This window comes from Amycolatopsis acidicola (genome assembly GCF_007713735.2).
Taxonomy (GTDB): domain Bacteria; phylum Actinomycetota; class Actinomycetes; order Mycobacteriales; family Pseudonocardiaceae; genus Amycolatopsis_E; species Amycolatopsis_E acidicola.
The window spans coordinates 20,331-44,244 of sequence record NZ_VMNW02000018.1 but is presented as its reverse complement, the minus strand read 5'-3'; the positions used below and the strand labels follow the sequence as shown (position 1 = coordinate 44,244).

At 69.5% G+C, this 23,914-nt stretch carries 21 protein-coding genes; 12 read left to right on the top strand and 9 right to left on the bottom strand.

Annotated features, from left to right (window positions below; all coding sequences use genetic code 11):
• Nucleotides 1–59: 59 nt before the first annotated feature.
• The 5 genes from FPZ12_RS15025 to purD all read right to left on the bottom strand — a co-directional run bounded on the left by FPZ12_RS15025 (nucleotide 60) and on the right by purD (nucleotide 4,700).
• Nucleotides 60–818, bottom strand: coding sequence for an ESX secretion-associated protein EspG (locus FPZ12_RS15025; RefSeq protein WP_144747139.1), 759 nt, complete (start codon nucleotides 816–818; stop codon nucleotides 60–62).
• Entirely contained in the window at nucleotides 815–2,410 is a 1,596-nt protein-coding gene (locus tag FPZ12_RS15020; RefSeq protein WP_144747140.1) for a hypothetical protein, read from the bottom strand. Before FPZ12_RS15020 ends, FPZ12_RS15025 begins: the two co-directional genes overlap by 4 nt.
• Nucleotides 2,407–2,985: a DUF3558 domain-containing protein gene (locus tag FPZ12_RS15015; protein ID WP_144747141.1), complete on the bottom strand. Its 579-nt coding sequence runs from the start codon at nucleotides 2,983–2,985 to the stop codon at nucleotides 2,407–2,409. The genes FPZ12_RS15020 and FPZ12_RS15015 overlap by 4 nt, the downstream gene beginning before the upstream one ends.
• Nucleotides 2,969–3,352, bottom strand: coding sequence for a WXG100 family type VII secretion target (locus FPZ12_RS15010; RefSeq protein WP_144747142.1), 384 nt, complete (start codon nucleotides 3,350–3,352; stop codon nucleotides 2,969–2,971). Before FPZ12_RS15010 ends, FPZ12_RS15015 begins: the two co-directional genes overlap by 17 nt.
• A 79-nt stretch (nucleotides 3,353–3,431) precedes the next feature.
• Complete coding sequence (gene purD, locus FPZ12_RS15005) at nucleotides 3,432–4,700, bottom strand: phosphoribosylamine--glycine ligase (RefSeq protein ID WP_144747143.1); 1,269 nt, start codon at nucleotides 4,698–4,700, stop codon at nucleotides 3,432–3,434.
• Nucleotides 4,701–4,848: 148 nt separating this feature from the next.
• Here purD and FPZ12_RS15000 point away from each other — a divergent pair, with 148 nt between their 5' ends.
• The 4 genes from FPZ12_RS15000 to FPZ12_RS14985 all read left to right on the top strand — a co-directional run bounded on the left by FPZ12_RS15000 (nucleotide 4,849) and on the right by FPZ12_RS14985 (nucleotide 10,858).
• Nucleotides 4,849–5,940: a glycerophosphodiester phosphodiesterase gene (locus FPZ12_RS15000; RefSeq protein ID WP_144747144.1), complete on the top strand. Its 1,092-nt coding sequence runs from the start codon at nucleotides 4,849–4,851 to the stop codon at nucleotides 5,938–5,940.
• 140 nt (nucleotides 5,941–6,080) lie between these two features.
• Nucleotides 6,081–7,601 carry a DHA2 family efflux MFS transporter permease subunit gene (locus FPZ12_RS14995; protein ID WP_144747145.1) on the top strand — a complete coding sequence of 507 codons (1,521 nt, stop codon included), beginning with the start codon at nucleotides 6,081–6,083 and terminating at the stop codon, nucleotides 7,599–7,601.
• Nucleotides 7,602–7,641: 40 nt separating this feature from the next.
• Nucleotides 7,642–9,177 carry an amino acid permease gene (locus tag FPZ12_RS14990; RefSeq protein ID WP_144747146.1) on the top strand — a complete coding sequence of 512 codons (1,536 nt, stop codon included), beginning with the start codon at nucleotides 7,642–7,644 and terminating at the stop codon, nucleotides 9,175–9,177.
• Nucleotides 9,178–9,205: 28 nt separating this feature from the next.
• Nucleotides 9,206–10,858: a Na+/H+ antiporter gene (locus FPZ12_RS14985; RefSeq protein WP_144747147.1), complete on the top strand. Its 1,653-nt coding sequence runs from the start codon at nucleotides 9,206–9,208 to the stop codon at nucleotides 10,856–10,858.
• Here the strand turns inward: FPZ12_RS14985 and FPZ12_RS14980 are convergent.
• The gene (locus FPZ12_RS14980) at nucleotides 10,839–11,888 is read right to left on the bottom strand and encodes an FAD-dependent monooxygenase (protein ID WP_144747148.1); all 1,050 of its coding nucleotides are present in this window, start codon (nucleotides 11,886–11,888) and stop codon (nucleotides 10,839–10,841) included. The two genes, FPZ12_RS14985 and FPZ12_RS14980, sit on opposite strands and share 20 nt — an antisense overlap.
• Nucleotides 11,889–11,974: 86 nt before the next feature.
• On the opposite strand from FPZ12_RS14980, the gene FPZ12_RS14975 reads away from it, so the two are divergent.
• Entirely contained in the window at nucleotides 11,975–12,496 is a 522-nt protein-coding gene (locus FPZ12_RS14975; protein ID WP_144747149.1) for a TetR/AcrR family transcriptional regulator, read from the top strand.
• On the opposite strand, the gene FPZ12_RS14970 is transcribed toward FPZ12_RS14975, so the two are convergent.
• A complete protein-coding gene (locus FPZ12_RS14970; protein ID WP_144747150.1) occupies nucleotides 12,488–13,405 on the bottom strand; it encodes an LLM class F420-dependent oxidoreductase in 918 nt (305 codons plus the stop codon). The two genes, FPZ12_RS14975 and FPZ12_RS14970, sit on opposite strands and share 9 nt — an antisense overlap.
• A gap of 124 nt (nucleotides 13,406–13,529) precedes the next feature.
• On the opposite strand from FPZ12_RS14970, the gene FPZ12_RS14965 reads away from it, so the two are divergent.
• Nucleotides 13,530–14,024 (top strand): OsmC family protein, encoded by a 495-nt coding sequence (locus tag FPZ12_RS14965; protein ID WP_144747151.1) that lies wholly within the window; start codon nucleotides 13,530–13,532, stop codon nucleotides 14,022–14,024.
• Nucleotides 14,025–14,313: 289 nt separating this feature from the next.
• Here the strand turns inward: FPZ12_RS14965 and FPZ12_RS14960 are convergent, their stop codons facing one another.
• Complete coding sequence (locus tag FPZ12_RS14960) at nucleotides 14,314–15,600, bottom strand: adenylosuccinate synthase (protein WP_144747152.1); 1,287 nt, start codon at nucleotides 15,598–15,600, stop codon at nucleotides 14,314–14,316.
• Between the two features lie 41 nt (nucleotides 15,601–15,641).
• Between FPZ12_RS14960 and FPZ12_RS14955 the strand changes: the two genes are divergently transcribed.
• From FPZ12_RS14955 to FPZ12_RS14930, 6 genes are all read left to right on the top strand, one after another.
• Nucleotides 15,642–16,322 carry a hypothetical protein gene (locus FPZ12_RS14955; protein ID WP_243769852.1) on the top strand — a complete coding sequence of 227 codons (681 nt, stop codon included), beginning with the start codon at nucleotides 15,642–15,644 and terminating at the stop codon, nucleotides 16,320–16,322.
• 119 nt (nucleotides 16,323–16,441) lie between these two features.
• Nucleotides 16,442–17,062 (top strand): HNH endonuclease family protein, encoded by a 621-nt coding sequence (locus FPZ12_RS14950; RefSeq protein WP_144747153.1) that lies wholly within the window; start codon nucleotides 16,442–16,444, stop codon nucleotides 17,060–17,062.
• A gap of 55 nt (nucleotides 17,063–17,117) precedes the next feature.
• The gene (locus tag FPZ12_RS14945) at nucleotides 17,118–18,722 is read left to right on the top strand and encodes an ABC transporter substrate-binding protein (protein WP_243769851.1); all 1,605 of its coding nucleotides are present in this window, start codon (nucleotides 17,118–17,120) and stop codon (nucleotides 18,720–18,722) included.
• A complete protein-coding gene (locus FPZ12_RS14940) occupies nucleotides 18,719–19,657 on the top strand; it encodes an ABC transporter permease (RefSeq protein ID WP_144747154.1) in 939 nt (312 codons plus the stop codon). Before FPZ12_RS14945 ends, FPZ12_RS14940 begins: the two co-directional genes overlap by 4 nt.
• Entirely contained in the window at nucleotides 19,650–20,480 is an 831-nt protein-coding gene (locus FPZ12_RS14935; RefSeq protein WP_144747155.1) for an ABC transporter permease, read from the top strand. Before FPZ12_RS14940 ends, FPZ12_RS14935 begins: the two co-directional genes overlap by 8 nt.
• Nucleotides 20,477–22,036 carry a dipeptide ABC transporter ATP-binding protein gene (locus FPZ12_RS14930; RefSeq protein ID WP_144747156.1) on the top strand — a complete coding sequence of 520 codons (1,560 nt, stop codon included), beginning with the start codon at nucleotides 20,477–20,479 and terminating at the stop codon, nucleotides 22,034–22,036. The genes FPZ12_RS14935 and FPZ12_RS14930 overlap by 4 nt, the downstream gene beginning before the upstream one ends.
• On the opposite strand, the gene FPZ12_RS14925 is transcribed toward FPZ12_RS14930, so the two are convergent.
• On the bottom strand, nucleotides 22,002–23,867 hold the full coding sequence (locus FPZ12_RS14925) for an FAD/NAD(P)-binding protein (protein WP_144747157.1): 1,866 nt from the start codon (nucleotides 23,865–23,867) through the stop codon (nucleotides 22,002–22,004). The genes FPZ12_RS14930 and FPZ12_RS14925 overlap by 35 nt on opposite strands.
• Nucleotides 23,868–23,914 lie beyond the last annotated feature (47 nt).

Here is a 23,914-nt window from a genome sequence, read left to right as displayed (position 1 = left end):
CTCGGACGCTCCCGCGGGAGCACCGGTTCCGGACTCTTTCTAGCACCGGAAACGGGTGCTCACACCTCTTCCAGCAATTCCCACACCCGCGTCGCGAGCAGGTTGTTGTCCGCGGGCGCGACGGTCAGCCAGTCCTGCCCGTCACCGCCCCCGCCGAGCTGGACGAGGTACCGCCCGGCGTCGGTGTCGTGGAAGGCGATCACCCGGCCCGCCCGGTGCATCGCGCCGTCGCGGCCGAGGCGTTCCACCCCGAACTGGCCACGCGCGAGCACGCCGACCATCATCCCGGCCAGCTCCTGCGCCTGCCACAGTTCGACGCCCTTGTCCTCCAATGCCGTGACCAGCGCTTTCGGATCGCCCTTGGCCTCGGAGTCAGCCGTGCGCAGCAGGCCGTGCGGCAGGCTCACCGAATGGCCGACCCCGGGCGCCAGCTCCCCGGCGACCGAAACCGCGGACTGCGGCAGCGACGTGTCCCGCGCCGGGATCAGCCACACTTCGCCGCGATCGACCACGCCGAGCAGCGCCTGGCTGCCCGTGCTCACGGCCAGCCCCTTGATCTCGCGGTCGCTCCACACCCAGACGTCGATGCTCACCTTGGGGTTGGCCAGCAGGTTGAGCTGGTCGACCAGCTCACCGGAGGCCCTGTCCCCGCGGGCGAGCCCGCGCGCGCCGAGCGATTTCCACGCCTTGCCGACCAGCTCGCGCCGCTCGGTGTGGGTGCGGCCGGGGCTGAGCACGCGCAGCGCCGGATGGGGCGGCGGGAGTTTCGCGGACTCCCACAGCACATCGAATTCCAAAGTGGACAGTTTGGTGGTCACGGGCGGTCGTCCGGCACCGCGCGCTCACCGATCACGTCCGGCGAGACGCCCCGCTGGTCGGTGAACAGGTCCCGGTCGTCCACGCCGAACCGGCGGATGTGCTCACCGTCCTCCTCGCCGTCCTGCGTGGCGGCCGGTTCGAGGATCGACCTGGTGCGCTCGCGGCTCGGCGGCTCCGGGGCCGCCTTCTTCGCGAGCTGGGCCTCTTCCTCCTCCGGCAGGTCGCCGACCGGCAGTTTGTGCACCCGCTTGCCGGCGTCGGTGTTCTTGCCGAACCCACGGCCGGGCCGCTCGTTCTCGCCGCTGGTCGCGCCGCCCGCGCCAGCGGCACCGATCGCCGGGGCGCCCTCGGCGACGCTGCCGACACCGGCCGCGCGGACGTTGGTCAGGCCGGGGCCGACGTTCGTCGACGAGGAGCTGATCGGCGACGAACCGAACACCTTTCCCTTGCCCAGCGCGGAGGATTCCCCGCTGCCACCCGGCTTTCCTTCCACCGCACCGGGTTTACCCCAGGCCGATGCCGACCTGTCGCCGGCGGGCGCACCCCCGGGCGCGCCACCGGTGACCGGGCCGCCGGTGACCGGGCCGCCGGGCGTCAGCGTGCTGCCGCCCGGGCCGACCTGAGTGGCCCCGCTGCCCTGGGGAATTCCGCCTGGCCGCTGCGTTTCCCCTGTCGCGCCGGGCTTCTGCCCGCCGGACGTCCCGCTGATCGGGGCCGTGACCGGGGTGACGTTCGTGGAACTCGGCGCCGTGGACTGTGGCGCTGTCGCCGAGGAACCGCTCGACGGCGCGACGATCCCCATCGCCGGGGTCGGCGCGCTCGCCGCCGGGGCGGAGGACACCGGGGCCTGGTGGACGACCGGCGTGGAGTGCGCCACCGGTGCGTCCTTCGCACCCGCCGCGACCGTCGGCGACGTGTCCGGCACCGAAGAGACCGGCGGCACGGGCTGGATCGACGGCGTGCCAACGGATTGCGCGGCCGCGCCCGGCGAAGCGAAGGTCTCCATCGACTGTGGTTCGCCCACCGGCTGCGACGAAGACAGGTAGTCGCCGGTGTCGTGCGCGTAGTCGTTGAGCGCGTCGATGGCCTGCGCCTGCGCCTCGATACTGCCGCGCACCGCCTTCGCGTGGTCGGTCTCGAACCCGAACAGGCTGAACAGCGAATCCGTGGCCGAGTACGTGCCGCCGCCCTGGCGCAGCGCGTCCGGGTCCGGCAGCTTGTTCTTGGTACGGCTGAACGCCTCGCCCTGCTCGAAGATCAGCTGCGCCGCCTGCGCGACCTTCGTGTTGGCATCACTGGAAAATCCGGCCTGATCGGCGAGTACCGCGCTGGCCTGCCCGCCGGCCTTGCTCTCCCACGTGACGCCGAGCGCCTTCAGCTGGTCCCGCAACGTGGTGTCGGTGTGCGACAGCGCGCCCGCGATCTGCTTCAGCGCGTCCACCGCGTCGCCCATGCTCGCCGTGCCGCCACCGCCGCGGAACTTCTCGACCTCGCGGGCGAGGCTTTCGGCGTCGTAGCCGTCGAAGCGCTGGTCCCGCAGTTTGGCGATCAGCGTCGGGATGTCGTATTGGCTGCTGTCGAAGGTGGTCACCGCAACGTCTCCAAGGTCTGGACGGCCATTTTCGCCACGTTCGTGGCCATGTCGCAGAGCTGCTGCTGACTGAACGAACTGTCGTCCGGGGCGGTTTCGGCGCGCAGCGTCTGCCCCGGCGCGACCCCGACGAGCGCCTCGCAGTCCTGGATCCCGTTGCTGGGCGCGAAGTTCACCAGCGCCGGGAATCCGGGCACGGACACCGGCTGCTGGGTCATGCTCGTCTTGTGGTGACCGCCGGACAGCCAGTCCTCGATGTCGGCTGTCGTGACCGTCTCCAGGTAGTAGGTGTACGAGGGCGCCGTGGCGTCCACGTCGAACGCGCAGGTGGGCCCGTCGCGCTGGGGAGCCTGCCGCGGCGCGCCGTTCTCCTTCAGCTCGGTCAGCTGGGGCGCGGTGAGCAGCGTGCACGGGTCAACCCCTTGCAGCGAAAGGTCCTTCGTGCGCGCGGCCAATCGCGGCACGGCGGAAGCGGACGACGGCGGGTCGGCCACCCCGGCCACGCTCGTCGTGCAGCCACCGAGGGTGATCATCGCGAGCAGGCCAGCCGCGGCGGCCTCAGCCTTGGCTGCCATCGCGGTCCCCGAACGCCGCGATCTTCTCGTCCTCGCCCGCCTGGTAGTGCTGCGCCGCCTCGCGAAGCTGGCGGGACAGCTGCCGCAGGCCCCTGATGTAGTTCTGCACCCGGTGCGCGTAGGAACCGTCGCCGCGGGCGACCAGCCTGTTCCACGCGTCGGACGCCGTGGAGCTGACCACGTCCGTCGCCGGCGCGTCGATGTTCAGCTCGACGAGCAGCTGCCGGGTGCGGTCGTCGAGTGCGTCCGCCTCGTCGTTCACGATCTTGGCGACCTGCAGCAGGTGTTCGGGTTCGACCTTGATGTCCAGCAGTCCGGGGACCGCGGGCACGGCCGTGCTCAGCGCGCTGACGGTGTTCTCTGCCATTGCCGGACCCACCTCACGTTACCGACGGTAGCCAACCGGTTCCCGGGGAAAGGCTACCAACGCGAGCGTCAACGGGGGTTCAGTTCCGCCGAGCCGGGACGGTGACTTCGCCCTCGGCCGCGCGCAGCCCGATGTCCGTGCGGTGGTGCGAACCGGCGAGGTGCACCTTCGCGACCCGCGCGTACGCCTCCTCGCGGGCGGCGCGGAGATCCGGCCCCGCGCCCACGACGGACAGCACCCGGCCGCCGTGCGCGACCACGGCACCGTCGTCACGGCGGCGGGTGCCGGCGTGCAGCACGCCCTCGGCCTCGCCGCCGGTGATGACGTCCCCGGCGCGGGGGACGCCCGGGTAGCCGTCGGCCGCGATGACCACGGTGACCGCCGCGCCGTTGTGCCAGCGCAGCGGCGGCTGTTCGGCGAGGGTGCCCGTGGCGACGGCGTTGAGCAGCCCGGCCAGCGGTGTCTCCAGCAGCGCCAGCACCACCTGCGTTTCCGGGTCGCCGAAGCGGCAGTTGAACTCGATGACCTGCGAGCCTTCGGAGGTCAGCACCAGCCCGGCGTAGAGCAGGCCGGAGAACGGGGTCTCGCGCGCGGCGAGCTCGTCGACCACCGGCTGCACGATCTCGGCGACGATCTGCTCGACCAGGCCATCGGGCGCCCACGGCAGCGGCGCGTACGCGCCCATGCCGCCGGTGTTCGGGCCCGCGTCCCCGTCGCCGACACGCTTGAAGTCCTGCGCCGGCAGCAGCGGCACCACGGTGCGGCCGTCCACGAGGCAGAACAGCGAGACCTCCGGACCGTCCAAAAAGGACTCCAGGAGGACCGGGTGGCCACCGTCGAGCAGCGTCATCGCGTGCGCCCGCGCCTGGTCGTAGTCGGTGGTCACGACGACGCCCTTGCCGGCGGCGAGCCCGTCGTCCTTGACCACCCAGGTGGGGCCGAAGCGGCTCAGCGCCGCGTCGAGGTGGGCGGGGTTGTCGACGATCTCGCTGTGCGCCGTGGCCACCTTCGCGGCCGCCATCACGTCCTTGGCGAAAGCTTTCGAGCCCTCGATCCTGGCCGCGGCCGCGGACGGGCCGAAGCAGGCGATACCGGCCTTCCGCACCGCGTCGGCGGCGCCCGCGACGAGCGGCACCTCCGGCCCGATCACGACGAGATCGGCCTTCCAGCCGGTGGCCACCTCGACCACGGCGGCCGGATTCGCCACGTCGACGCCGAGCTGCTCGGCGACGGCCGCGGTGCCCGCGTTGCCGGGGGCGCACGCGATCGCGGTCACCGCCGGATCGTGAGCGGCGGCGAGGACAAGGGCATGTTCACGGGCACCGGACCCGATAACGAGAACTCGCACAGGGCCTAACCCTAGACGGCCCTGAACAGCACGTTCCGTTCACCTGCCGGTCGCCGGGGCGTCGGGCGCCCGACTGGCGCCGGTAGTGCGCGGCGGTGAGAGTGGCCCCCGACGTCCCGAAGATCCCCTATGCGGAGGTTGGTCGAGCATGCGGAAACGATGGGTGGTGGCGCTGTTGTCCGGGCTCAGCCTGCTCGGCGTGGCCGGTTCCTCGACGGCGGCCGAGGACAGCAGGCCCGCCGACGACGGCCCGGTGGTCGTCGGGCATCGCGGCGCGCCCGGCTACCGGCCGGAGCACACGCTCGCGTCGTACGAGCTGGCCTTCCGCCAGGGCGTGAACTGGGTGGACGTCGACCTGGTGCCCACCAAGGACGGGCAGCTCGTCGCCCGGCACGAGCCGGAGATCGGCGGCACCACGGACGTCGCGCGGCACCCGGAGTTCGCCTCGCGCAAGACCACCAAGGTCATCGACGGCGTGAGCATGACGGGCTGGTTCACCGAGGACTTCACCCTCGCCGAGCTGAAGACGCTGCGGGCGACCGAGCGCATCCCGGACGTGCGGCCGAACAACACGATCTACAACGGACTGTGGCAGATCCCGACCTATCAGGAGGTGCTGGACCTGACCCAGCGCCTCGGCCGCGAGCTGCACCGGACGCTGGGCACGTACCCCGAGGTCAAGCATTCCACCTACTTCTCCTCGATCGGCAATCCGACCGAGGAGAAGCTCGTGGACATCCTGAACCGCAACGGGTTGAACAAGAAGGACGCGCCCGTGGTCATCCAGTCCTTCGAGGTTTCGAACCTGCAGGCGCTGAGCAAGCAGGTGCGTGTCCCGCTGCTGCAGCTGACGTCGGCCGCCGGCGCCCCCGCGGACTTCGTTGCCAAGGGGGACAAGCGAACCTACGCGGATCTGGTCACCCCGGCCGGACTCAAGGAGGTCGCCACCTACGCCGACTACCTCGGCCCGGACAAGTCGCAGATCATCCCGCTCGACGCCGCCGGCAACCTGACCGCACCGACCTCGCTGGTGCGCGACGCCCATCAGGCCGGGCTGAAGGTGGCGCCGTACACCTTCCGCAACGAGAACAACTTCCTGCCGGCGAACCTGCGTTCGTCCGCCGACAAGACGCGGTACGGAAACATTTTCGCGGAGGAATCCGCTTTCCTGGCAACAGGTATCGACGGCTTCTTCGCCGATCAGCCGGACACGGCGTTGCTGTCGGTGAGCGGTTCGTGACCATATTTGCCGAAAGCGAAAAAAGGTGGCGCCGGGTTTTTCCGTTTCGCTAATCTCGGGACAGGTCGAGGGGGTTCTCGCGGGGGCAGCAGTGCTTCTTCGGCTGCCGTCTGCCCATCTTCCAGCGAGAAACGGACCTCATGACTACAGCCGAAGCCAGACCGGCGGATTCCGGCAAACTCGATTCCGCCGTGCTGAAGGTCGCGGGCGTGGTCGTCCTCGGCGCCGTCATGGCGATCCTGGACACCACGGTCGTGAACGTCGCGCTGCAGGCGCTGACGCTGCAGTTCCAGACCTCGCTCGACACGATCCAATGGGTCGTGACGGGCTATCTGCTCGCGCTCGCCACGGTCATCCCGGTCACCGGCTGGGCGTGTGACCGCTTCGGCACCAAACGGCCGTACCTGTTGTCCATCGGGCTTTTCCTGCTCGGTTCGGTGCTCGCCGGGATGGCGTGGAACATCGAGTCGCTGATCGCCTTCCGGGTGCTGCAGGGCCTCGGCGGCGGGATGCTGATGCCGGCCGGCATGACGATCATGACCAGGGCGGCGGGCCCGCACCGGGTCGGCAGGGTGATGGCCGTGCTGGGCGTGCCGATGCTGCTCGGCCCCATCGGCGGCCCGATCCTCGGCGGCTGGCTGGTCGACGCGGTGAGCTGGCGCTGGATCTTCTACATCAACGTGCCGATCGGCGCGATCGCGTTCCTGCTGGCCTGGCGGATCCTGCCGAAGGACGAGCCGCGCGCGGCCGAGCGGTTCGACTTCCCCGGGATGCTGATGCTTTCGCCGGGGCTCGCGCTGCTGATCTTCGGCGTCTCCAAGATCCCGGCCGAGGGCGGCGTCAGCTCGCTGAGCGTCTGGCTGCCCGGGCTGCTGGGGCTGGCGCTGATCGTCGCGTTCGTACTGCGCGCCACCCGGATCCCGAATCCGCTGGTGGACCTGAAGCTGTTCAAGGACAGGACGTTCTCGGTAGCGATGATCACCATGACCTTCTTCATGGTGGCGTTCATGGGCGCGATGCTCGTGCTGCCGACGTACTTCGTGCTGGTGCGCGGGGAATCCGCGCTGCAGGCCGGGTTGCTGCTGGCGCCGCAGGGCATCGGCGCGATGCTCACCATGCCGGTCGCAGGCAGGCTCGCCGACAAGATCGGCGCGGGCAAGATCGTGCTGCCGGGGATCGTGGTGATCCTCGCCGGGCTCGCGGTGTTCACCCAGGTCGGCGCGGAGACCCCGTATCCGGTGCTGCTGGCCGGGTTGTTCGTGATGGGGCTCGGCATGGGCATGACGATGATGCCGATCAGCGCCGCGGCGCTGCAGACGCTCACGCAGCGTTCGGTGGCCCGCGCGTCTACGTCGATGAACATCATCCAGCAGGCGGCGGGCGGCATCGGGTCCGCGGTGGTGTCGATCATCCTGGCCAGCCTGCTCGCCGGGAAGTTCGGAGTCCCGACGTCGCAAGGGCAGCTGACGGCGACGGTGGCGCTGATGAACCCGCAGACGCACGCGATGGCGGCCGGTGCCTCGGCGGACGCGTTCGCGAGCACGTTCCTGTGGGCGCTGGTGCTGATCGCGTTGTGCCTGATTCCGGCGTTGTTCCTGCCGAAGAAGCCGGTCGCGCCCGCCGAGGATCCCGAATTGGTCACCACTGAGACAGCCGCTTGACCCGCGTTCGTCCACCGGGCTAGGTTTCTCCGATTCCGCAATGGAACGTTCGGAGACCTTTGGGGTGAGCCCGGTGGACGACGACAGTGCGAGGCTTCATCAACTCGGTTACGCCCAGGAACTCAGGCGGACGATGTCGGCGTTCTCCAACTTCGCCGTCTCGTTCACCATCATCTCGATCCTGTCGGGCTGCCTGACCCTCTACGGGTTCGGCCTCAAGACCGGCGGCCCGGTGGCGATGATCTGGGGCTGGCCGCTGGTCGGGGTGTTCGTCATCCTGATCGGCCTCGGCATGGCCGAGGTCTGCTCCAGCTATCCCACCGCGGGCGGGCTCTACTACTGGGCCGCGAAACTCGCGCCGTCCGGCGGCGCCGCCTGGTCCTGGTTCACCGGCTGGTTCAACCTGATCGGCCAGGTCGCGGTCACCGCGGGCATCGACTTCGGCGCGGCGCTGTTCCTCAACGCTTTCCTTGACCTGCAATGGGGTTTCGCCGCGACGCCGGGGCACACGATCATCCTGCTGGCGATCATCCTCGCGTTGCACGGACTGCTGAACACCTTCGGCGTGCGGCTGGTGTCGGTGCTCAACGGGGTCAGCGTGTGGTGGCATCTGATCGGCGTGCTGGTGATCGTCGCGGTGCTGGTGTTCGTGCCCGCGAAGCACCAGTCGGCTTCGTTCGTGTTCGGCCATTTCGAGAACCAGACCGGCTGGGGCGCGGCGCCGTATGTGTTCGCGCTCGGCCTGCTCGTCGCGCAGTACACGCTCACGGGCTACGACGCGTCGGCGCACATGACGGAGGAAACCAGGCAGGCGGACCGGTCCGGCCCGCGCGGCATCATCAACTCGATCCTCGTCTCGCTGGTCGCGGGCTGGATCCTGCTGATCGGGATCACCTTCGCGATCCAGGACTACGACGGCGCGGTCAACTCGAGCACCGGGGTGCCGCCGGCGCAGATCTTCATCGACGCCGCCGGCGCCACCACCGGGAAGTTCCTGCTGCTGATCGCGATCGGCGCGCAGCTGTTCTGCGGCATGGCATCGGTGACGGCGAACTCGCGGATGATCTACGCCTTCGCCCGCGACGGCGCGATCCCGGGGTCCCGGCTGTGGCACCGGATCAACAAACGCACCCGGACGCCGACCAACTCGGTGTGGTTCGGCGCGGTGGGCGCGTTCATCCTCGCGCTGCCGTACTTGTGGAGCGCCACCGCGTACGCCGCGGTCACGTCGATCGCGACGGTCGGTCTGTATGTGGCGTACGTGATCCCGGTGTTCCTGCGCGTGCGCAAGGGCGACGCGTTCGAGCGCGGCCCGTGGCACCTCGGCCGCTGGGGCAGGCCGATCGGGATCATCGCCACGGTGTGGGTCGTGTTGATCTTCGTGTTGTTCATGCTGCCGCAGGTGTCGCCGGTGACCGTGAGCACCTTCAACTACACGCCGGTCGCGTTCCTCGTCGTGCTCGGCGGGGCCACGATCTGGTGGTGGGCCTCGGCTCGGAAGTGGTTCACCGGGCCCAAGGTGCAGGGCACGACGGCCGAGCTGGAGGCGGTGGAGGAAGACCTTCGCGCGGTGTGAACCGCTGGGCTGAGCGAAGATTGCCCGCATGGAGTTGCTCGTCCTGATGGGAGTGCTGGCCGCCGCGCTCGGCCTGACCGCCCTCGCCCGCCGGTACAACCTGTCCGCGCCACTGCTGATCGTGGTGGTGGCGCTGGCGGTTTCGTTCATCCCCGGCGTCCCGCGGGTCGAGATCGACCCGGAGCTGATCCTGACACTGGTGCTGCCGCCGCTGCTCTACTCGACGGCGTTGGAAAGCTCCTTCGCGCAGTTCAAGGCGGCGTCCCGGCCGATCATCGCGCTCGGCGTGGTGCTCGTGGTGGTGACGGCGGTGATCGTCGGGTTCGTGGTGCACCTGCTGCTGCCGCAGCTGCCGATGGCCTCCGCGCTCGTGCTGGGCGCGGTGGTGGCGCCGCCCGACGCGGTGACGGCCGTCGCGATCGGTCGCAGGCTCGGGCTCCCGCGCCGGCTGATGACCGTGCTCACCGGCGAAAGCCTCGTGAACGACGCGGCGGCGCTGACGCTGTACAAGATCGCGCTCGCGGCCGTGCTCGGCACGGCGGGCTCGATCGGGCACGGGTTCCTGATCTTCCTCGTGGCCGCGGTGCTCGGGATCGCCGTCGGACTGCTCGCCGGGGTCATCGTCGGGGCGATCCGGCGGCGGCTCGACGATCCGCTGATGGAGTCGGCGTTCGGGATCATCGTGCCGTTCGCGGTGTACGTGATCGCCGAGCACCTGCACCCGCTGTCCGAGGACTTCAGCGGTTCCGGGGTGCTCGCCGTGGTCGCGGCGGGTTTGTACCTCGGCAACCAGTCGCTGCACGCGGGCTCGGCGACCCGCGTGCAGGATTCGACGATCTGGGCCTCCTTCGACGTTTTGCTGGAAACACTGGTGTTCGCGCTGATGGGCCTGCAGCTGCCGTTCGTGCTGGAGGACACCGACAAGGCCGCCGCCGACAACGGCACGCTCGTCGTGTCCGCGCTGATCGTGCTCGTGGTGACGATCGCGATCCGGATCCCGTACGTGTTCCTGTCCGGGATCGCGCCGCGGGCGATGCGGCTGTTCGGCAAGGAACGCACGAAGATTCCATGGCGGTACTTCACTGTCCTGTCGTGGACCGGGATGCGCGGCGTGGTGACACTGGCGGCGGCCACCGGTGTGCCGTTGGTGACCCACGACGGGTCGCCGTTCCCCGGCCGCGAGGAGATCCAGCTGTTCGCCTTCGTCGTCGCTGTCGGCACCCTGCTGATTCAGGGCCTCACCCTGCCCGTGCTCATCCGCAAGCTGGGTGTCAGCAGCGACGCCGAGGCCGAGCGCGACGCGGCCGAGGAGATGCACGCCCGCGAGGCGGCGATGGAGGCCGCGCTCGCGAAACTGGACACGATGATGCCCGATCTGCTGTCCAAAGTGGACATCACGCCCGAGCGCGCGGAACGGCTGACCTCCCGGCTGCGCGGTCTGGTCGAGACGCGCTACCGCGGTGCGATAGCGGCGATCTCGCTCTCCGCGGACGAACGGGAGTCCAGCCCGCACGCCGCTTTCGTACAGGCGCGCCGGGAACTCCTGCTGGCGCAACGAGAAGCCGTACTCGCCTGCCGCGACGAAGGCGAGCTCGACGACGACGTGCTCCGGAAGGTGTTGCGGGAGCTGGATCTCGAAGAGCTGGCGCTGTCGGACACCCTCACGTCGCGACTGGCCTGAGCGGGACGAGCATCTCCACCCCGGTCGAGACCATGCTCTGGATCTCGTCGGCGCGGGGCCGGAACTTCCTTTCGTACTCGGCGAAAGCGGTTTCGTGGTCGGTGTGCTCGGCCAGAGCTTCGGCGAGCGCGGCCGCGCCCAGCATGGCCGCGCTCGTGCCCATGCCCGTCAACGGCGACGGGCAGGCGGCGGCGTCCCCGATCAGCGCGATCCGGCCCCGCGACCAGCTCGGCAGGTCGACCTGGCTGACCGAGTCGAAGTAGAAGTCCTCGGTGTCGAGCGCGCCGTCGAGCAGCTGCGGCACGATCCAGCCGTGGTCGGCGAACGTTTCGCGGAGCAGGTTCTTCTGCCGGCCGATATCGCGGTAGTCGTAGTCGAGCCGCGGGGCGCGGAACATGAACGCCGCCTTCCCGGTGCCGCGGAAGCTGTACACGCCGACCAGCCGGCCCGGGGTCTGCCGCATCAGCCCCCAGTCCGGTTTCCCGAGCGCAGGGTCGCAGGGGAAGATCGCGACATACACCCCCACGTGCCGGAGGAACTCCTGCTCCGGTCCGAAGGTCAGGCGGCGGACCTGTGAGTGCAGACCGTCGGCCCCGAAGACGAGGTCGAACCTGCGCGGCGCGCCGCGGGCGAATTCGACGTCCACCCCGGCGCCGTCGTCGTGCAGCGCGGTGACGCCGTCACCGTAAATGTATTCGACCTCGTCCTTCGTGGCGTCGGTCAGAATGCGCACGAGTTCGCCGCGATACAGCTCGATGTCGTGGTCGTCGGTGTTCGGGATCGTCTGCGCCTCGGCGCCGTCGGCGTCGACGAACACGATGCCCCGCGTGTTCCCCCGCACCGCTTCGACGGCATCGAGCAGGCCCATTTTCGCTGTCAGTTCAACGGCTTCCGCCCGGATGTCGATCGGTGCGCCGCCGAGTCGCCGCCCGGCGGCGCGCTCCACCAGCGTCACCTCCGTGCCCTGGCGGGCCAGCCAGTACGCCAGCGAAGGTCCCGCGATACTCGCCCCGGAGATCAAAATTCTCATGTGCCCCTCCTTGTTTACTGACCGTCGGTCAGGCAATTTCGAAGGTAGTCGACTGACCAGTGGTCAGGCAACGGTAAGCTGAGAGAATGCTGAACACTCGGGCGAGGATCCTGGACACCGCGCAGCGGCTGTTCGCCGAGCAGGGTTACCAGCACACGTCGGTGCGCCAGATCGCCGAGCGGCTCGGCCTGACGAAAACGGCCGTGCTGTACCACTTCCCGGCGAAGGTGGACATCCTGCTCGCGCTCGCCGAGCCCTTCCTGGCCGACCTGGAGGCGGCGGTGGGGGTGGCCGAGGACAGGTGGGGCGCGATCGAGGGGCTGCTCGAGGCGCACCTCAAGCACCGGCATCTGTTGCACAACAACGTGTTGCAGGACCTGGCGATGATGGCGCAGGAGTCGGTCGCGCGACGGTACGCGCGGCTGATGCTGGAGGCGAACCGGCTGGTCGCCGGGCCCGGCCCGGACTTCGCGACGAAAGTCCAGGCCGCGCAGGCGATCGCGATGCTGAGCGACCCCGTGATCATCTACGCCGACGCGCCGATCGACGACCTTCGTGCCGCGGTGCTGGCCGGGGTCAAGGCTTTCTATTCAGACGATTCAGAGTGAGCCGAGCAGTTCGAAGGATCGTTGCTGGTCCTCGGGGCCGTTGATTTCGGTCGTCGAGACGATCACCTCGGTCGCGCCGGCGTCGTAGTAGCGCCGGACGGTGTCGGCGAGGGTCTTCTCGTCGCCGATCGCGGCGAGTTCACCGGCGCGGGTCGCGCCCTCGGCGGCGATCACCCGCTGATACGAGGGCACCTGCTCGTAGAAAGCCATGTTCGACACGGCTTTCTCGCGCACCGCTTCGACGTCGGAGGTCACCACACCGGGCACGAAGGCGACGATCCGTGGCGCCGGGCGCCCGGCCTTCTCGGCGGCTTCGGTGATCGCAGGCACGATCTGCTCGCCGAGCGTGCGCGGCCCGGCGAGGTACGGCAGCGTCCCGTCGGCGAGCTCCCCTGTCACGCGCAACGCCTGTGGGCCCATCGCGGCCACGAGCACCGGCACCCGCGGCTCCGCACCGGGCACCTTCGCGGGCAGGTTCGGCGCGGCGGTGAGCAGTTCGCCCCGGAAGTCGGCGGCGCCCTCGTCGAGGAGCGGGCGCAGCGCGGTCAGGAACTCGCGCAACCGTTTGATGGGCCGCTCGAACGGAAGCCCGAAGGAGTTCTCGACGATGAACCGGGCGCCGAGCGCGAGCCCGAGGTGGTAGCGGCCGTGCGTGGCGGCCTGCGTCGTCTGCGCCTGCGAGGAGACGAGCAGCGGATGGCGGCCGAAGATCGGGATCGCGGAGGTGCCGACGTGCAGCCCCGGCACCTCCCGCCCGACGATCGCGGCCAGCCCGGCCGAGTCGTAGTCGAGCCGCTGCCCGAACCAGGCGGACCGGAGGCCCGCGTCGGCCGCCTTCCGCGCCAGCTCGACCGACGAGTCCACGTAGTTGGTGGTGTCCGGAACCGTGAGCGCTACCCCGATGGTCATGATCACGCCAACCCGGCGCGCGTGGCCCGCATTTCCGCTCCCACGTTCTGGGAGGACTCGCGTGTGGCGCGCCGCGGTGGCCACTGTGGACGCGTCGAGTCGCCGAGCACGAGGAGCGCCGGGAATGTCTCTGAACGACGTCATCGAAGGGACCCGCGCGGCCGTCGCGGTCGACCCCGCCAACGCCGCGGTGTCTTTCAGCGTCGGGCACGAGCTGCGGTCCGGCACCGCGACCGTGGTCGAGGTCAACGTCCGCGAGCACTCGTTCACGGTGGACGAACCGGGCGCGCTCGGCGGCACCGACGTGGCCGCGAACCCCGTCGAGTACGCGCTCGCCTCGCTCGGCTCGTGCCAGGTGATCACGTACCAGTTCTGGGCCGCGAAGCTCGGCGTCCCGCTCGATGCGATCAAGGTGACGGTGAACGGAGACCTCGACCTGCACGGGTTCTTCGGGTTCTCCGACACCCGCCCCGGCTTCACCGGTGTGCGGGTGGACGTGGAGCTCACCGGCCCCGCGGGCGCCGAACGCTACGCGGAACTCAAGCGCCAGGTCGACGAGCACTGCCCGGTACTCGACCTCTTCCGCAACTCGACGCCCGTCAGTACCTCACTGACCTAAGTTTTTGTTCCCAAGTGGCGGAGCCGCTTGCTGTGGGCCGTCACCTTGCACCGCCGGGGGTTTGAATAGCGGAGGCGCGAAGCGTCCGTTGAGGGTGGTGGTGGGTGACGGGAGGGGGTTCCTGGCGAGGACAGCGCCGACGAGGAGAAGGCGCGGTCGCGCGGAGCGCGTCCACCTGGGGTGGTGGTCGGGCTGGCGGGTGGGCATTCGTGAGGAGGCGATCCCACAGCCAGGGACGTCCTCAGGTTCCCCTACCGGCACCGCCACGCAAACCATATTTGAAACACTTTTAGGCGAACTCGTGGCGGACGATTGTCTGGTCGCGCCCCGGCCCGACGCCGATCGCCGACATGCGGGCGCCCGAGAGTTCCTCCAGGCGCTCCACGTAAGCGCGCGCGTTGGCGGGCAGCTCCTCGAACGTGCGGCACTCCGAGATGTCCTCCCACCAGCCGGGGAGCTCCTCGTAGATCGGCACGGCGTGGTGCACGTCGGTCTGCGTCATCGGCATGTCCTCGGTGCGGAACCCGTCCACCTCGTACCCGACGCAGATCGGCACCCGGTCCAGGCCCGAGAGCACGTCGAGCTTGGTCAGGAAGTAGTCGGTGATCCCGTTGACGCGCGCCGCGTAGCGGGCGATCACCGCGTCGAACCAGCCGGTGCGCCGCGAGCGCCCGGTGGTGACACCGAACTCGCCGCCCGCCTTGCGCAGGTGCTCGCCCATCTCGTCGTGCAGCTCGCTCGGGAACGGGCCCGAGCCGACGCGGGTGGTGTACGCCTTCAGGATGCCGAGCACCGTGGTGATCCGGCCCGGCCCGATGCCCGAGCCCGCGCTGGCCCCGCCGGAAGTCGGGTTCGACGACGTGACGAACGGATACGTTCCGTGGTCGACGTCGAGCAGCGTGCCCTGTGACCCTTCGAGCAGCACGGTCTCCCCGCGCTCGAGCGCCTTGTTGAGCTGCAGCCGGGTGTCGGCGATGCGGTGCGCGAACTTCTCGCCCGCCGCCAGCACCTCGTCCGCGACCTGCTCGGCGTCCAGCGCCTTGCGGTTGTAGACCTTGACCAGCACCTGGTTCTTGAACTCCAGCGCGGCCTCGACCTTCTGCCGGAAGATCTTCTCGTCCAGCAGGTCCTGCACGCGCACCCCGACCCGCGCCACCTTGTCCTGGTAGCAGGGCCCGATGCCGCGGCCGGTGGTGCCGATCTTGCGGCTGCCGAGGTAACGCTCGGTGACCTTATCGATCGCCACGTGGTACGGCATGATCAGGTGCGCGTCCGCCGAGATCAGGAGTCTGCCGGTGTCGACACCGCGCTTCTCCAGCCCGTCCAGCTCGTCGAGCAGCACGGCAGGGTCGACCACCACGCCGTTGCCGATCACGTTGGTGACCCCCGGCGTGAGGATCCCCGACGGGATCAGGTGCAGGGCGAAGTTGTCCCCGTTGGGGAGCACGACGGTGTGCCCCGCGTTGTTGCCGCCCTGATAACGGACGACCCACTGGACACGGTCGCCGAGCAAATCGGTGGCCTTGCCCTTGCCCTCGTCGCCCCATTGGGCGCCGATCAGCACGATGGCCGGCATGTGACACTCCAGGTAATCGGCAAAGAATGGAAAGCCGATGTATGAGCGTAACGGAGGGGCACAGGGTGCGGGCACAGGTACTGGTTTGCGGAGCGTCGGCGCCGCCACTGCCCGAGGTCGACGGGCTCTCCGTGCACCGGGTCGGCGAGCGCCCGGGGAAGGCCGAGATCGACCCGCTCCTCGACGACGGGCCGCTGATCGTCGAGGGTACCGACGCGGACCTCGCGGCGGTGGTGATCCGCTTGCTGCGCAAGGAAAAACTCGGCAGCACCCCGATCGGTTTCGTGCCTGCCGACCCGGCTTCGGAGGTGGCCGCGATCTGGGGTCTGCCGACCGATCCGGCACGCGCGCTGGCGGTCGCGCTGAACGCCGAGGTGGACCCGGTGCCGTTGATCAGGGACGACAACGGCGGCGTGATAGTGGGAAGAGGCACATTCGGACCTGTCCGGGGCGTCGCTTACTGCGATGACGAGATCGCTCTTCGTGGCCCTGCTCGCTCGATCGAGGTGTCGCCGGATCCCGACGGCGGGCCCGGGCTGGTGGTCCGGGTCGTGAAGGGCCTGCTGTTCAAGCGCCCGGTGATCACGGCGGGCCGGGCCTTCCAGATCGGCTGCATCCCGACCCGGCCGAGCCTGGACGGGGTTCCCTTCCCGCGCGCGATCACCCGCTGGACCTGGTACCGGCATACCGCCGACCTGAGGCTGATCCGCGGTCTCGGCTGAGACAACGGTCACTCAACGTTAACCTACTGTCGTCGGTAAATCACTCACAGGTATTGCTATCGCCATGTTCGTCAGCAAGGGTCGGGCACGTCCTCCACAGCTCACCCGAAGGCGGCAAAATGCGTCGTTCGTTGACTGTCCTGGCCGTGTCCACCCTCGTCGTCGCCGGCTTCGTCGGCACCGCGTCCGCTACTCCGCCCGGTATCCCTTCGGAGACCGCCGCCCGTTCCGAGCTCGCCGAATTGACCGTCGCGGCGGACGGTAGCCAGGACGGTTACTCCCGTGACAAGTTCCCGCACTGGATCGACCAGGGGAACTCCTGCAACACCCGCGAAGTGGTGCTCAAGCGGGACGGAACCAACGTGCAGACCGGCTCGGACTGCGCGCCGACGTCGGGTACCTGGGTCAGCCCGTACGACGGCGCCACCTGGACCGCGGCGTCCGATGTGGACATAGACCACGTCGTGCCGCTGGCCGACGCGTGGCGCACCGGCGCCTCGAAGTGGACCACCGCGCAGCGGCAGGCCTACGCCAACGACCTGAGCGACCCGCAGCTGATCGCGGTCACCGACAACGTCAACCAGGCCAAGGGCGACGCGTCGCCGGACCAGTGGAAGCCGCCGCTGCAGACGTACTGGTGCACCTACGCGGAAATGTGGATCGCGGTGAAACACAAGTTCGCCCTCACCGTGAACGACGCCGAGAAGTCCGCGCTGACGGACATGCTCGACCACTGCTGAGGTCCACGGACTGAGACACGGGATCACGGGCCGGAATTCTGCCTACCGTGATCCCGTGTCTTCCCGTCGTAGCGCGAAAATCGTCCCCGCCGCCGCGCTGGCCCTGCTCGCCGCCGCCTGTTCGTCCACGGCCGCGACCGGTGCCGACGCGGGCCCGCCGCGGCCCGGCGGCACGCTGACCATCGCCGTCGGCTCCAACCCCGACTGCCTCGATCCCCAGCAAGCAGGCACCAACGCCTCCCTCAACGTCGGCAGGCAGCTGGTCGACTCGCTCACCGACCAGGACCCGAACACCGGTGAGATCAAGCCGTGGCTGGCCGACAAATGGGAGAGCAACGCCGATTCCACGAGCTTCACCTTTCACCTGCGCTCCGGCGTGACCTTCTCCGACGGCACCCCACTCGACGCCAACGCGGTGAAGACCAGCTTCGACGGGGTCAAGGCGCTCGGCGCGAAATCCTTGCTGGGCCTGGGATATCTGGCCTCCTACACCGGCGCCACCGTCGTCGACCCGCAGACCGTGCGGATCGATTTCTCCGTGCCCAGCGCCCAGTTCCTGCAGGCCAGCTCCACGATGTCGCTGGGCATCCTCGCCCCGTCGGCGTACCAGAAGACGTCGGACCAGCGCTGCCAGGGCGATGGCCTGATCGGCTCGGGGCCGTTCGTCTTCGACAGCTTCAAACAGAACGCCGACGTCGTGATCAGCAAGCGCAAGGGCTACGCGTGGGGCTCGTCGCTGTGGCAGCACCAGGGCGCGGCCTACCTCGACAAGGTCGACTACAAGATCGTGCCGGAGCCCGGCGTGCGCACCGGAAGCCTCCTGTCGGGCCAGCTGGACGCGACCACCGAGGTGCAGCCGGTGGACGAAGGACAGTTCCAGGGCAACGGGTTCAGCGAGAACACCCGGCCCAACCCCGGCATCGTGTTCAACCTGCACGCGAACACCACCAAGGGCGTGCTGACCGACGAGAAGGTGCGCCAAGCGGTGTCGAAGGGGATCAACCGCCAGGAGGTCACCGACACCGTGCTCAGCCCGAACTACAAGCCGGCGACCAGTATCCTCGCCTCCACGACCCCGCTCTACGCCGACCTTTCGAAGGAGCTGGCCTACGACCCGGCGGGCGCGACGGCACTGCTCGACGCCGACGGCTGGGTGCCGGGACCGGACGGAATCCGGGTCAAGAACGGGCAGCGGCTGACCGCGAGCGTGGTCTTCGCCAGCGTGTTCAACCAGAGTCAAAGCGTGCTCGAACTCATCCAGCAACAGCTGCGCAAGATCGGCTTCGACCTGCAATTGCAGCTGCACACGAACACCGAAACCCTGCAGCTCCAGCAGAGCGGGAACTACGAGTTCCTCTGGTACAACGTGACCAGGGCCGATCCCGACATCCTGCGCAACAACTTCTCCACCAAGGCCGGTAACCGCAGCAAGCTCCAGCCGGGCAACCCGCTCGACGCGCAGCTGGACCAGGAAGCGTCCACTGTGGACAACACGGTCCGGAAGCCGGCGGCGGAGCAGGCGCAGCGGCTGATCGTCGAGCAGGCGTACGCGATTCCGGTCTTCGAGCTGACACAGGTGGTCGCGGTCGGCGAGAAGGCGCACGCGGTGAACTTCGAGGCGTCGTCGCGGCTCCAGCTGTTCGACACCTGGGTCTCATGACCGGCTATCTGATCCGGAGAGTCCTGCAGGCGGTGCTGGTGCTGTGGGCGGCGTTCACGCTGTCCTTCGTCATCCTCTACCTCCTGCCGGGCGACGCGGTGCTGGCGAAGCTCTCCGGCGGTGACGGCGCGACCGCACTCACCGCCGACCAGGTGGCGCAGGCTCGCGCCGCCTACGGGCTCGACGATCCGTGGCCGGTGCAGTACGGAAAGCGCTTGCTCGGCGCGCTGCACGGCGATTTCGGCCGCTCCATCGCCACCGGCGATTCGGCCACGCACCAGGTGCTGACCGCGTTGCCGCCGACGCTCGCGGCGGCCGGGCTCGGCCTGCTGCTCGCGGTGGTCTTCGGTGGCGGGCTGGCGCTGCTGGGCACCTTCACCCGGCTGCGCTGGCTGGGCACGTTCCTGCTTTCCCTGCCGTCGCTGGGGATTTCACTCCCGGTGTTCTGGGTCGGGCTCGTGCTCGTGCAGGTGTTCTCGTTCCAGTTGCGGCTGTTGCCGGCGTTGGGCAACCAGGGCTTCCAGTCCCTGATCCTGCCCGCGATCACGCTCGCGCTGCCGACCGGCGCGGTGATCGCGCAGGTGCTGGCGAAGAGCCTGCGCACGCAGCTCGGCGAGCCGTACACGGAGATCGTGCAGGCCAAGGGCGCGAGCCGGGCGCGTGTCCACTTCGGACACGCGCTGCGGAACGCCGCGATGCCCGCGCTCACCCTGACCGGGGTGGTCGCCGGGCAGCTGCTCGCCGGTTCGGTGGTGACCGAGACGGTGTTCTCCCGCGACGGGCTCGGCCGCGTCACCGCGAGCGCCGTGACGCAGCAGGACATTCCCGTGGTGCAGGCGGTGATCGTGCTCGCCGCGCTGTTCTTCGTGGCGCTGAACCTGATCGTCGATCTCGTGTACCCGCTGTTCGACCCCAGGGTGGCGAATCATGGCTGACCTCGCGCTCGAAAGCCGGACACGGTTCGTCGTCCGGCGGCCAGGGCTCATCCTCAGTGTGCTGCTGCTCGCGCTGGCCGTGGGTTGGGCGTTCGTGCCCGGCCTGTTCACCAGCTACGACCCGATCGCCGGGGTCCCGCGCCAGAAACTGCAGGCCCCGTCGGCGGCGCATCTGTTCGGCACCGACGAGACGGGGCGCGACGTCTACGCCCGCGTGGTGCACGGGGCGGCGCTTTCGTTGTGGGCCGCGGTGCTCGCCGTCGTGATCGCGCTGATCGCCGGTTCGGCGCTCGGCCTGCTCGCCGGGCTGCGGCCGGGCTGGGTGGACTCGGTGATCATGCGCGTCGTCGACGTGCTGCTCGCGGTGCCGTCGATCCTGCTGTCGCTGGCGCTGGTCACCGCGCTCGGCTTCGGCACCACGAAAGTCGCGGTCGCGGTCGGTGTCGCGAACGTCGCGCATTTCGCCCGGCTGATGCGCGCGGAGGTGCTTCGCGTGCGCACCGGCGTGTTCGTGGAGGCGGCGCGGGCGAGCGGCGTGCGCTGGTTCGGCGTGCTGTACCGGCACGTGCTGCCGAACTCGCTGGGGCCGGTGGTGGCGCTGGCCGTACTCCAGTTCGGGGTCGCCGTGCTGGAGATTTCCTCGTTGAGCTTCCTCGGTTTCGGGGCGACGCCGCCGACGCCGGAATGGGGCTCGCTGGTGGCCGGCGGCCGGTCGTACCTGGCCACCGCCTGGTGGATGACGACCCTGCCCGGCCTGGTCATCGCGGCGGTCGTGCTCGCCACGAACCGGGTTTCCCGTGCGCTGGAGGAGAGGACGGCATGACCGAAGAACTGCTGCGGATCCGCGGGCTCGCGGTTTCCTACCGGGGCCTGCCCGCGGTGCGGGGCGCGGACCTGACCGTCCACTCCGGACAGATCGTGGCGGTGGTCGGCGAGTCGGGCTCGGGCAAGAGCACGACGGCGCACGCGGCGATCGGGCTGCTCCCGCGCGGTGGGCGCGTGGACAGCGGGTCGATCACCTTCGCCGGACGTGAGCTGACCGGCCTTTCGCCGCGTGCCTGGCGTTCCGTGCGCGGGCGGGAGATCGCGCTCATCCCGCAGGATCCGACCGTGTCACTGGATCCGGTGCAGCGTGTCGGGCACCAGGTCGGCGAAGTGCTGCGCATCCACGGGCTCGCGGACAAGCGTTCGGCGCCCGGGCAGGCCGTGGAGTTGTTGCGGCGGGCGGGGATCGACGAGCCGGAGCTGCGCGCCCGGCAGTACCCGCACGAGCTGTCGGGTGGCCTGCGGCAACGCGTGCTGATCGCCGCCGCCCTCGCCGGACGGCCGAAACTGATCATCGCGGACGAGCCGACGAGCGCGCTGGACGTGACCGTGCAGCGGCAGATCCTCGACCACCTGGAGCAGTTGGCCACGGAGTCGAACACCGCGGTCCTGCTGATCACCCACGATCTCGGCGTGGCCGCCGACCGGGCGTCGCGGATCGCCGTGATGTCCGAGGGGCAGGTGGTCGAGGACGGGCCGAGCGGGCAGTTGCTCGCGGCGCCGGAACACGAGTACACACAACGACTCCTGGCCGCGGCGCCGAGCCTGTCCACCGCGCCGTTGCGTCCGAGGCGGCCCGAAAGCAGCCCGCTCGTCAGCGCACGCGGGCTGACCAAGGACTTCGCCGGGCGGCGTGCGGTGGACGAGGTCAGCTTCGACATCCCACGCGGGCAGACGCTCGCGCTCGTCGGCGAATCGGGCTCCGGCAAGACCACCACCGCTCGCCTGCTGCTTCGGCTGACCGAACCAACGGAAGGCGGGATTTCCTTCGGTGGCAAGGAGATCACCGGCATCCGCGGCCAGGAGCTGCGCCGGTGGCGGCGCCGGATGCAGCTGATCTACCAGAACCCGTACACGTCACTGAACCCGAAGCTCACCGTCGAACGGATCGTGTCGGAACCCTTGCGCGCCTTCGGGTTGCCGAATCGGTCGGCCGAGCTGCTCGACCAGGTGGCGCTACCGGCCGCGATGCTCAAGCGCAAACCGGCGGAGCTGTCCGGCGGACAACGGCAGCGGGTCGCGATCGCGCGGGCACTGGCCCTGCGCCCGGAGTTCGTGGTGTGCGACGAGCCGGTGTCGGCGCTCGACGTGTCGGTGCAGGCGCAGATCCTGGAACTCCTGGTGCGCCTGCAGGACGAGCTGGGCCTGACGTACCTGTTCATCTCGCACGACCTCGCCGTGGTGCGGCAGGTCGCCGACCGCGTGGGCGTGATGCGCGCGGGACGGCTGGTCGAACTCGGCCCGGCGGACGAGGTGCTGCACAACCCGCGAGACGAGTACACCCGCGAACTGCTCGCGGCTATCCCTGGCCGGGAGATCGAGGAGGCCGCGTGAGTGTCCTGAGGATCTCCCTTGCCGTGGCGTCGTTCTGGCGGAACGAAACGGCGTTCGTCCGTGGCCGGGTGAAGGCACCGGCCGAGCGCGCGCTCGTGTGGGGGCCGAGGGAAAACCAGCGCGGCTGGGGCGTGCCGTCCGGCCGCACCACCCGGCCGTCGGCGACGCGGGTGTGGATGCGCCCGGACGGGATGCCGCGCACGAGTTCTTCCGCCAGCTGACCGGTTTCCAGTAGCTGCCGGAGCAACCCGTCCGACGCTCGGGACAGGCTCGCCGCCGGCAGCCGGGCCTCGATCAGCGTGGTGGCCCCGACCTTGCCGGGGTGGCTCGCGCTGCTGCCGACGAACCGGCCGTCCTCCAGCGTCACGTCCATGTCCGCGCCGAGGAACGAAACCACCCCGGCCTGCTCCAGCGCGAGCAGCTCGTCCAGCCGCCGTGGTGGCGGTCCGCTGGCGAAGTAGCTGAAGAACCCGTGGAACCATCCGTCCAAATCGGACACTTGCGAGCGCGGGTCGAGCCGCCCGGTGGCGACGAGCCCGGGCAGCCTGCCGTAGACCGAAAGCAGCGCCATGAAGGCACCGAGGTCCGCGCTGAACGCCGGGTTCGCGCGGCGCGCGAGGTCGGCCTCGATGTACTCCCGCAGGTGTTTCCCGAACGCGTCCGCGGAGTCGAAACGCTTGTCCGCCAACGGTTTGTCGAGCCGCTCGAGGTCGAGCCGATCCTGCTCACCCGGCACGGACTCCTCGATCAGCTCGTGCATTTCCGTGCTGTCCCAACGGTGGTCCGCGAACCTGTCGGCGAACTCCCCGAAGCCGAGCCGCACGCGTTCGGGGTGGCCGTTGAACAGCTCGTGGTAGTAGCCCCAGGCGAGCTCCTTGGCGATCAACGGCCACAGCTGCGCGTAGAAGTCCAGCTCGCCCGGGATCTCGTAGATGGCCTCCGGGGTGAAGAACTTCGGCAACGGCGGGCGTTCGGCTTGCAGCTTGTAGCCGGGCTTCGCGTGGTACGGCACTCCGCGGCGCGAACCGACGTGGAGCACGGGCTCGCGCCCGCTCGGCTCGTAATGAAGTCCTCCGCACAGCTCCGTGAAACGCCCGCCGCGGCCTTCGGTGAGCAGCAACATCAGGTCCACGAACGCCAGCCCGAAGCCGCGCACCAGCACGTGCTCGCCGGGCGGGACAGCCGTGTAGTCGACATCGGCGGTGTAACCGGCCGGGTAGTAGGCCAGTCCGTGCGCGGCGGCCTCCTCGGCCAGCCTCGCTTCGGCGGGATGCGGTTCGGCGTCCAGGTGGCCGACGGTGAGCACCACGATGTCGGCTCGGATGCTGCCGCCGTCCGCCAGCCGCACGACGTCGTCGGAGATGCCGGTCGCGCGCGTGTGGTGTTCGACCACCTCGATGCCGTGCGGAAGATCGGCCAGCACCTGGTGGTAAAACCAGGCGAGATAGGCACTCTGCAGCCGCCGGGTCGGGAAGTCCGTACTGGCCAAGGAGTTCAGCTCGTCCCCCAGATCACCGGCGAGCGCGTGGTCCACCTCGCCTGCCCGCAGCCGCTCCACCCACTCGAACAACGAAGGCCCCGGCCCGATCGGCCCGTCGATCCGCACCGTCTCGTCGGTGAACATCGTGACGTCCTCGGTCATCGAGTTCATCCGCAGCAACGGCGACTGCTCGTACCGCCAGATCCGCCCCGGCCCCGGCGGGAAGGGGTCGATCAGATGCACGACCAGCCGCCTGTCGCCGAGCAGCTCCGCCGCGTTCGCGGAAAGCCGTTCCAGCACGCCGACGCCGCGCGGGCCCGCACCGATGATCGCGAGCTGGGCAGGCGGCATAACTTCGAAGCTACGACTCGATCCGCCGCGCCGCCGCTGTGTCCGCG